This window comes from Xanthobacter sp. BG11Y11_SDJG, from assembly GCF_057364445.1.
Window position 1 is genome coordinate 1 of sequence record NZ_JBNFNU010000167.1, and the last position, 8,741, is coordinate 8,741.

Below are 8,741 nucleotides of genomic sequence, written 5' to 3' on the forward strand. Positions count from 1 at the left end.
CCGTGCCGCCGGGCGGCGGCGAGGGCGGCGAGGGAGACCAGGAGGTCCGCAATCGCCGTCCGCCGCGCTCGCGCGCCCGTCGCGAAGCCCTCAACGGCGAGCGCCGCGGCATAGAACAGCGCGCCGGCGAAAAACAGCAGCGCGGGCTGCCAGAAGGGGCCGATGGCCGGTACGCCTATGGCGATGGAGGCGAGCAGAAGCGCCTGCATGGCGCCGATGGAGAACATCGCCCCGAGACTGCTGACGATGCCGGCGGCAAAGGCGATCACGGTCATGGCCGCCACCACGGCGGGCCAGGGCAGGGCGCCGAGATAGCCGGCCAGGAAGCCGAAGGCGCCGATCAGCGTCGCGCCGAGCACCTGCCGCAGGCGTGCGTCATAGGCGCCGGCGGGCTCGCCGGCCGCGCCCATCAGCGCGCCGAGCGAAATCCAGAGGCCGGCCGTGACGGCGTCGAAGGAAAGCCCGACGGCCCAGGGCAGGCAGATGCAGACGGCGGCGCGCAAGGCACGGCCCCATTCCCAAGGGGCCGGCTTGATCCGCGCCAGCTCGCGCAGCCAGCTGCCGGGGCGCTCCGCGCCGGTATCGTCCTGGGTATCGGCGGGTTCGGCCGTGCCGCGGCGCATCGCCGGTGCCACGGCCTCAGAACGCCCCCAGGAGCCGGCTCGCCGCCCAGGCGATGACGACGATCCCGAGAAGCCAAAGCCACCAGTTCTCCCGCCGGTAGAAAGCGGCGATCGCGAGCGCCACCAAAGCCAGCAGCGCGATGATGTCGATCGCCTTCACGTAATCGGCGAGGAGCTGGGCCGCGTTCATTCCGTTCAACTCCGTTCCGGGGGGAGGGACTCCGCGAAAGCCGAGGGCTCTCGGGCAGAATATCCGCGCGTGAGCGCTAACGCCATGGATCGCGCGAATCGGCGGGCGCAACGTCCTCACTCTACGGCAAGACGCAGGCCACGCGAACCGGCCCGCCGGCCGAAGCGCGCCTCGGCGCCCGCAGCACGAAGGAGCGCAAGGTTGCGGTGTCCGGCAGAGGGGCGTCAGCTCGTGACGACCGGCCGGCGGGCGGGGGCGCAGCGCCTTCATCCGCGTGTCGCCCACATCCCATGATCGCGGTGCTCATGATGCCTTCCCGATGCGTGCCAAGAATTTCCAGCCCGGATCGGCCTGAGCCGCCGCGGACGTATAAGCTATGCCGTAAGGGACTCTTGGGATCCTTTCGAGCTGCGCGCGATATCCTTTAAAATAATCTCTGAGTCTCGACATTAATGTTATGTAATATTTTTCATTAGCAAGTTGTAACGTGACATTCTGATCGAGTCACAAGAAATCTGGCGCCAATAGCGTTCCTGAATGCACGGCAATAGTGTTGCAGATCGAAACAAGCTCTGCCATACCCCAAAATGGATCATTCGGAGCCGTGCGATCGGGTGGCCGCGTCTGGAGCGTCCCCGGGGGGATGGTGACCCATGCCTGCGGGTGGGCAGCGCGGATCGGAGAGACATCATCTTGAAGGTCTTCAGTGATACGGTTCGAGCCATCTATGATGCCGTACTGGCTCCCGAACGGTGGCCGTCGGCCCTGGCAAGGATCGGCGAGATGTTCGACGCCGAGGGCGCCGTGGTGATCTTCTACAGCGCGGGGACGCAGGCCGAGTTCATCTATTCGGAAAGCTTGCGTGACGCGGTCCGGGTCTATCTGGACGAGGAGTGGTGGCGGCAGGACACCCATGCCTTGCGCGCCCAGGAAATGCACCTCACCGTCGGCGACGTGTTCGACGACTTCAGCATCGCCACGCCGCAGGAGATCGAGCGCCTGCCGATCTTCGTCGACTTCTTCGCACGCGTGGGGCTGGGCTGGCTGATGAGCTGCATGGTCCTGCCGGACAAGGAGGTCCTCGTTCTGCTCTCGGTGCCGCGCGCCAAGGCCAAGGGGCCGTTCACGGCCGAGGAGATGGAGACGCTCGGCCTGCTCGGGCGCCATGTGGAGCAGTCGCTGCGGCTGTCGCTGCGGCTCGCCGGTTTGGAGGCGAGCGAGGCGATGCTGCGCACCGCGCTCGATGCGGTCGATGCCGGCGTCTATGCGCTGGGGGCCGACGGAGAGCTCGTCTATGCCAATGCCGCCGGTCGCAGCCGATTTCCGGCCCGTTCACGACCCTGGCCGGGCGCGTGGTCCCGCACGCCCCGGCCGAGCGCCCCCGCTTGCCGCCGTTCTCAAGGCCGCGAGCGACGCGGAGGCGGCGCCATCTGCGCCGCAGCCATGCATCCTGACTGCGGCGGATGGCAGCCGGACCGTGGTCTGGGCGCTGCCCGTCACCGAAGTCGGCGGAAGGCTCATCGGCACCGCTCCGGCGGCCCGGACCCTGCTCCTGGCCGTGCCGGTTTCGCGCGAGCATATGGTGGATCCGGTGCTGGTGCGCGATGCCTTCAACCTCACGCTGGGCGAGGCCCGCCTCGCCGCACTGATCGGCGGCGGCACGGAGGTGAAGGACGCCGCCACCAAGCTCGGCGTCACCGAAGGGACGGTGCGCGTGGTGCTGAAGCGCGTGTTCCGCAAGCTTGGCATCAACCGCCAGCCGGAGCTCGTGCTGCAGCTGTCGAGCCTGCGCCACGGCCTGCATCGCGGCCCGGCCGCCGCTTCCGGAACACCGGCACAAGCTGCGCCCGACCCGTCCGGCCGGCCCCGTCGAGGGCCGCCCAAGGGCGGCCGATGAAGGCCGGTCCGAAGGGGGCAGGTTATCGGGCCTCGATCCGGTAGTTGAAGAACCCCCACGTCACCCTGCGCGGGTCGGAGTTCATGCCCAACGCGAGCGGCGACTTCGGATCTTTGAACATGATCCCGAGGTCGACATGGTCGACGCAGCGCTCCAGCGGCAGCGTGACGTCGATCCTCTGCTGTCCCATCCGATCGAGCCGAAGGGGCGCTGATCCGCCGTCCCGCACGCGCACTTCGGCGATGTCGACGGCATAGCCCTTGAAGCCGAATGGCACGATCTCGGCGCTGAAGCGGACCTCCGTGCAGGCTTCCTGCGGCAGGCGCCCGAGAAAGGTCGTCACATCTCCCTCGGCCCAGCGGTATACGGGCGATCGCACCGACCAGCCCGTGCCAAGGAATGCGGCACCATTTCCGCTCGGATCGAGATTGACACCCAACGGCAGCGGCGGCGGCGGATCCGGCGCGCGGCCGAAGGCCAGGAGCTTCTCGTCGAGCGGCACGCGGCCGCAGAAATAGGCGTACTGGCCTTCCCGGCACTGCACGTCCGGCCCAAGCCCATAGGTCAGCAGATTGAGGCCCACCGCCTCCTTCATCAAGACCAGCAGGGCCCGCGGTGTGGTGACCCCACGAAACGGATCTGCCGCGAAACTCTGGGCAAGCTCACCGCAGGATGCGCCGCCCCTGTTGAGGTAGGGGCCATCAAAGGGGCGGCCCGCACGCGCTGCCAAAAACTGCATTGGAACGGTTACATTGATGTTCTTTCGGCTGCCGCAGAGGGCTCCAGGCACAAAAAGAACCGCACTGCGCGAGCCGATCAGATCGAGGGTCAATCCCGGCTCGGGGTCCAATCGCCGCGTGTTCTCGATGGAATCGGCTCGTGCAAGCTTGAACACAGGCCAGATATCGATGATCTGAACGAGAACGGCGCACATCATCAGCGGGGTCGCACGGCGCGGGCCGAGGCGGCGGTACACAATGACGACGGCGCAAATGACGATAACGAAGCCCACGGGCCAGAAAAAACGTCCGCTCGACCTGAATGTGGCAGTGATCCGGCCTAGCACTGGGAATAAATCATAATTCACTTCAAGTATCTTGTACGGCCCTACATAGATCCGGCTTGAGATGGCAAAGATCACCAGCGCGGCCAGAGCGGCCGCCAGAAAGGCGTGCCGACGGATCAGGCGCAGATACGCCGCAGGCTTTAAAGCCAGGGAGAGGACAAACAGCGACAACACGCCGGCACCCAAATAGTTGAATCCCTCATACTGGCCACCCACCGGGTCCAGGAAACCGCGGCCGAATGACAGCAGGCTATATTGCGGCCAAAACGGAGATGCGAGATTCATCGAAAAAGTGCCGAAACCTTCGGTAATCGGCAGAGATGTATCCTTTCCAATCAATCCAAGTGCAAGCATGACCAAACAGGAAGATAAAAACATTCCCATCAAACAAAAAAGAAAATACCTCATTTGGATTCCCTGCAATCTCCATGCATCGCAGAGAGCCGCGATGATGAGCGGTGCGCACATGGCGAACAGGTAGGCATTAATAGCTATTGCGAGAGAAACGGATGCCGATATCAGAAACATTTCAGATCGATTGGAGGTGGATACCATTCGTATATAGGCGTAAATGGATGCTACAATAACAAACTGAGCAACCAGCCCGATGTGGGGCCCTGTCCTCAGCGCAAGCGTCGAGCAGAATTCCCGTGAGCCGCGCCGCGCTCTCCGCCCAGGTCAGCCACGGCATTTGCGCCGACTTCGGATGCCGGTCCGCGCGGAAGGCGACGAGCCAGTCCTCGATCGCCTGGGCGAGCGCGGCGTCGTCGTGCCCGCTGAAGAAGGCGGCATGATCCCCGGCCACCTCGCGGAAGACGGGAATGTCGCGGGCGATGATCGGGATGCCGTGCCGGGCGGCCTCGATCAGCGGCAGGCCGAACCCCTCGTCGAGCGAGGCCGCGATGAGGCAGTCCGCCTCCTGGTAGATGCGATCCAGGAACTCGTCGCTTGCGCCCTGGATCCAGAACAGGCGCCGGCCCAGTTCCGGGTGGGGGCGCAGGCGGTCCATCAACTCGGGCAGGGTGCGCGCGTGCTCGCGGGGCACGTCGCGCCAGCCTTCGTTGCCGACGAAGACCAGCTTTGCCGAGCTGCCCCTCGCCCACAGAAGCTCGAAGGCCTTGAGCACCTGGAGATGGCCTTTCCTGGGCTCCAGCGTCCCCACCATGAGGAAGCAGTCGCTGGCCTGCATCGTCGCCAGGAAGGCCTCCGCATCCTCGGGCATCCCCAGGGTAGGATGGGAGGCATCGATGTCCGCGCCCAGGGCCCAGGCGTGGACCGCCGGCAGGCGCCGCGCATGCGCCGCGTGGGTTTCCAGCCACGCGGCCGTCTCCGCCGCCACCGAGGCCGAGATGCACACGAGATCGTCGGCGATTTCGCTCAAGACCAAGATCCACTGCAGGTGTCCCGGCCCGGAGTGCGGCGGGAAGCAGTGAGGCAGCGTCAGCGGCAGGATGTCGTAGACGATGAAGCTGATCCTAACGCCGCGCCGGCGCCAGTCCCGAAAGAGGCCAGCCCGATCGGCCTCGACGACGCCGCCGGTGTGGAAGTCGGCACCGAGGAAGATGTCCCCTTCCGCAGGTTCCACCGGCTCGTCCAGCAGCACGTCCGGGGTTCCGGTGAACACCTGCTCTGTGTAGCGCCGCGCGAGATAGAATTGCCAGTGCCCGGAGATGTCGCTCAGGCGGATGGGCTCGACCCGATAGCCGGGCGGCGGAGCCTTGAGGAGTTCGAGCAGCAGGCCGCGCACCACCCGCTGGATGCCGGTCCGCAGATCGTTTTGCGCCAGCACCGTGACATCGACGAACAGGCGGCGGCTTGGCCGCCGCAGAGGGGCCTCGCGGCAGATCTGATCGGCGTGGCGACCGATGGACGCCGCATCCGTCTCACCGGCCGCGACCATCCGCCTGGCCGTATGCGCCAGTGCCGGCAGGCTGTGCAGGCGCGGCGCCGTGCGCGCCGCGGCTTCGATCGCCTCGCGGTACGCCTGCGCAACCAAAGAGGCATTGTGGTTCTTGGCGATGTGTTCGGCCGCCCGCGCACCGAGGGTCCGGCGCTTCGCGGCATCGGTGCACAGGCCGGTGAGCGCGTCGACGAGGTCCGAAAGTGCGAACGCATCGGGAAGCTGCACCACGCAATCGGCGGGAAGCTCGGCCATCGCGCCGTTGGCGTTGACGATCGTCGCCAGCCCGTAAGCGAGGCAATCGAGAGCGGCGGCGGAGGTCTCGCCGCGCGAGAGGCCCCTGAGCTGGACGCCCACGTCCGCCGCCCGCAGAAAGCGATGGTAGTCGTCGCCGGAGACGAAGCCCGTCGTCCGAATTCGCGCGGACGCGCCCGACGCGTCGATCTTCCCGCGCATGGCCTCGCCATAGGGGCCGTCCGGCAGTGCGCCGACGAAGACCAGATGGCACCGCTCGTCATGGACCAGATCCGACTGGAGCCAGGCGTCGAGCAGGCGATCACACAGCTTGGTGTGGTGGATGAAGCCGAACGAGCAGACGACCACGTCGTCGTCCGAAAAGCCCAGTGCCCGCCGCGCCTCGGCCTTGGTGTCCGTCGACGCGGGATAGCGGACGAGAGGAACGGTGGTCCAGGACCCGCAATCGTACTCCGGATAGAAGCGGGCCGCGAGTTCGCGGGCATGATCGTTGTGAACGATGACGCTCTGGGCCCGCGCCAGCACGTCGAAGTTGGCCGGGTAATTCTGAAGCATGTCTCGGACGTCGGCCACCGCCGTCAGCTCCAGCACCGAGTCGTACCCGTGCGACGTCTGCAAGGATCGCGCGAACAGGTGCTGCTGATTGCAGAAATTCTCGATGTGCAGGATCACGTCGGAAAGATAAAAATCATGCAGAACAACGACGCCGGGAATTTTTCCAGCAGCGCGAACATATGGATGTGAAAGGGCGAGTTCCCGAAGTGGTAGAGGACGCGGTCGTAGGCGTCCGCGTGCGCTTCGAACCACGCGGGCGAGCGGACGGCGCAGTGGGTGCGCACCCATTCGTCCGACACGGTCTCCTGCGCCACGACCACGTCGATGTCGTAGTGGCGGGAGAGTTCCGGCAGGATCTGGGCGCTGTAGTCGGCGATCCCGCTGCGCTCCGGCGGCAGCGGCGAGACGAACGCCAGCCGGGGCTTCGAGCCGGCGGGCCGGTCCGTGACGCTCGGGTTTTCACACACGCCAATGCGTGGGTGAGGCGCTGGAGGGCCAGGCGCTCGCCGGCGCTCTGGCTCAGGAAGGCCGGCGCAAGCGCCGGCGAGACGGCGGGCCCTCGTGCCGCTTCCCGGCCCCCCCGCATACGGTCGCGCACGTCCCGGATCGGTCGGGTGGCCAGGCGGTCGAGGCGGCGCAGTGCGGTCCGCAGCGGCGCCTCGCGGGCGAACACCGCCTTGATGCGCGCCTTCAGCGCGCGGCGTGCCATCCGGACGCGGGACAGGAGTTTGAGCAACGCGATGCCGGCGAGCTGCTCGTGCCGCAGGCGCAGTTGCAGGACATCGGAATGCATCTCATGCTGGGCCTGCTGAACCGCCTGGAGTTCTGCCGTGAGACGCCCGTCCAGTCTTTCGAGGCTCAGCTTCAACTGATTGTGGAGGCGATCACCGGAGCGGCTCAGGCCGGTGATCTCCGCCTTGAGCCGGTCCGCCTGCGCGAGCCGATCGGTCAAAGGTTCGCGCTCGGCCCGCAGCCGATCCTGGGTCTCCGCCAGGTCGCGGCGCAATGCGCCGACCTCCGCCTCAAGCTGGGCCTTGTCGGACTTCAGCGCGGAAATCTCGTCAGCGAGGTTCTGCGACAGGGCCGACAGGGTCTCGAACCGGTCCTTCAACTCCGCAGCAGCGTGGGCCAGCGGATGGGTGATCGCAGCGAGCTGGTCGGTTCGCTGCGCCGCCGCGTGTAGGGCGCCGATCTCCGCCGCGAGCCTGCCGAGATCGGCAGGCGAAGGCTGGCTGTTCGCCGCCACGAAGCGCGAGATCGCCGCCGCGACGCCGTCGCCCGCACCGGGCTTGCTTGCGATGACGCTGAAATCCGGCCCGCTGGTGAACAATCCAAGCAAGGCGGACGGGGCATCCCCGTCCGTGATCATGGCCGCCGTGCCGTTCAGCCGCAGGATCGCCGCCCCTTCAAGGCCGGCCGACTGCACCAGGAAAGCGAGCAGGTGCGGCGGCAGCGGCGCGACGTGGGTCGGGTCCATGTGGAACGACCAGGAGGCGACCGTCAGGTTCTCCGGATTGGGCGTCTCCAGGATGACGATGCCGCCGGGTGCGAGAACACGTTCGATTTCCGCCAGAAGGTCGCTAAGAGCGTCGCGTTCGAGATGCTCCACCACGTGAAAGGCGGTGACGAGCGCAAAGGACGAGGCGGCGCAGCCGCGCAGATAGGTGGCGGCGTCCATCGCCGCCACGGGCAGGCCCGCCGCGGTGGCCGCTTCCACCATGGACGGGTTGGCGTCCACGCCCCGGGCGGACCATCCGTGGTCGATCAGCAGCCGCAGCCATTCGCCCCGGCCGCAGCCGATGTCGAGCGCCGACTTGCCGGCAGCCCGGTTCTCGATCTCCCCGATCAGGGGCAGGTAGATGCTCAGGCGATCGCGGATGAGACCGACGCTGCCGCGGTGCGCGTCCTCGAACGCGCGGTAGCTGTCCATGAACGATCGCGGATCACTCATCTAAAAAGGCCCGGATATCGAAGGCGCCACCATTTCGCCAAAGTCCCGGTGCCGCTCCTAGCAAGCATAAGTGACCCTGCGCAACGTTTTAGTTTTATCGCGTCGGGGGTGGATCGTCGTCTCGCGCCCGCACCGATCGCGCCGGCGCGCGCTTACGCCAGGACCCGCAGGCGGCCGTCCACCTCGACCGTCATGCCGGCAAGGGGTAGCCCAAGGCGGTTGCGGCCGGGCCCGGAAAGGGCGTCACTGTGGCTGACGGAGCCGCGTCCGCAGCCGCGAGACGCGCGCGGACCTCCGCGGCGAG

General features: G+C 66.8%; 7 protein-coding genes. 1 reads left to right on the plus strand and 6 read right to left on the minus strand.

The annotated features are described in order from the left end of the window. The 3 genes from AC2W7M_RS14255 to AC2W7M_RS14265 all read right to left on the minus strand — a co-directional run. Positions 1–623: hypothetical protein (locus AC2W7M_RS14255; protein WP_486132922.1), on the minus strand; the 623-nt coding region annotated here is incomplete at its 3' end. 16 nt (positions 624–639) lie between these two features. Continuing rightward, on the minus strand, positions 640–813 hold the full coding sequence (locus AC2W7M_RS14260) for a hypothetical protein (RefSeq protein ID WP_486132923.1): 174 nt from the start codon (positions 811–813) through the stop codon (positions 640–642). A 504-nt stretch (positions 814–1,317) separates the two neighbouring features. After that, positions 1,318–1,980 (minus strand): hypothetical protein, encoded by a 663-nt coding sequence (locus AC2W7M_RS14265; RefSeq protein WP_486132924.1) that lies wholly within the window; start codon positions 1,978–1,980, stop codon positions 1,318–1,320. A gap of 310 nt (positions 1,981–2,290) precedes the next feature. Here AC2W7M_RS14265 and AC2W7M_RS14270 point away from each other — a divergent pair, with 310 nt between their 5' ends. Next, positions 2,291–2,710: a helix-turn-helix transcriptional regulator gene (locus AC2W7M_RS14270; protein ID WP_486132925.1), complete on the plus strand. Its 420-nt coding sequence runs from the start codon at positions 2,291–2,293 to the stop codon at positions 2,708–2,710. Positions 2,711–2,732: 22 nt separating this feature from the next. On the opposite strand, the gene AC2W7M_RS14275 is transcribed toward AC2W7M_RS14270, so the two are convergent. Genes AC2W7M_RS14275 through AC2W7M_RS14285 form a run of 3 tightly spaced genes read right to left on the minus strand, consistent with a single transcriptional unit; the run spans position 2,733 to position 8,416 of the window. Next, positions 2,733–4,403, minus strand: coding sequence for a DUF6311 domain-containing protein (locus AC2W7M_RS14275; protein ID WP_486132928.1), 1,671 nt, complete (start codon positions 4,401–4,403; stop codon positions 2,733–2,735). Beyond that, complete coding sequence (locus AC2W7M_RS14280) at positions 4,306–6,603, minus strand: glycosyltransferase (RefSeq protein WP_486132926.1); 2,298 nt, start codon at positions 6,601–6,603, stop codon at positions 4,306–4,308. Before AC2W7M_RS14280 ends, AC2W7M_RS14275 begins: the two co-directional genes overlap by 98 nt. Positions 6,604–6,619: 16 nt before the next feature. Further along, complete coding sequence (locus AC2W7M_RS14285) at positions 6,620–8,416, minus strand: methyltransferase domain-containing protein (RefSeq protein WP_486132927.1); 1,797 nt, start codon at positions 8,414–8,416, stop codon at positions 6,620–6,622. Between the last annotated feature and the right edge of the window lie 325 nt (positions 8,417–8,741).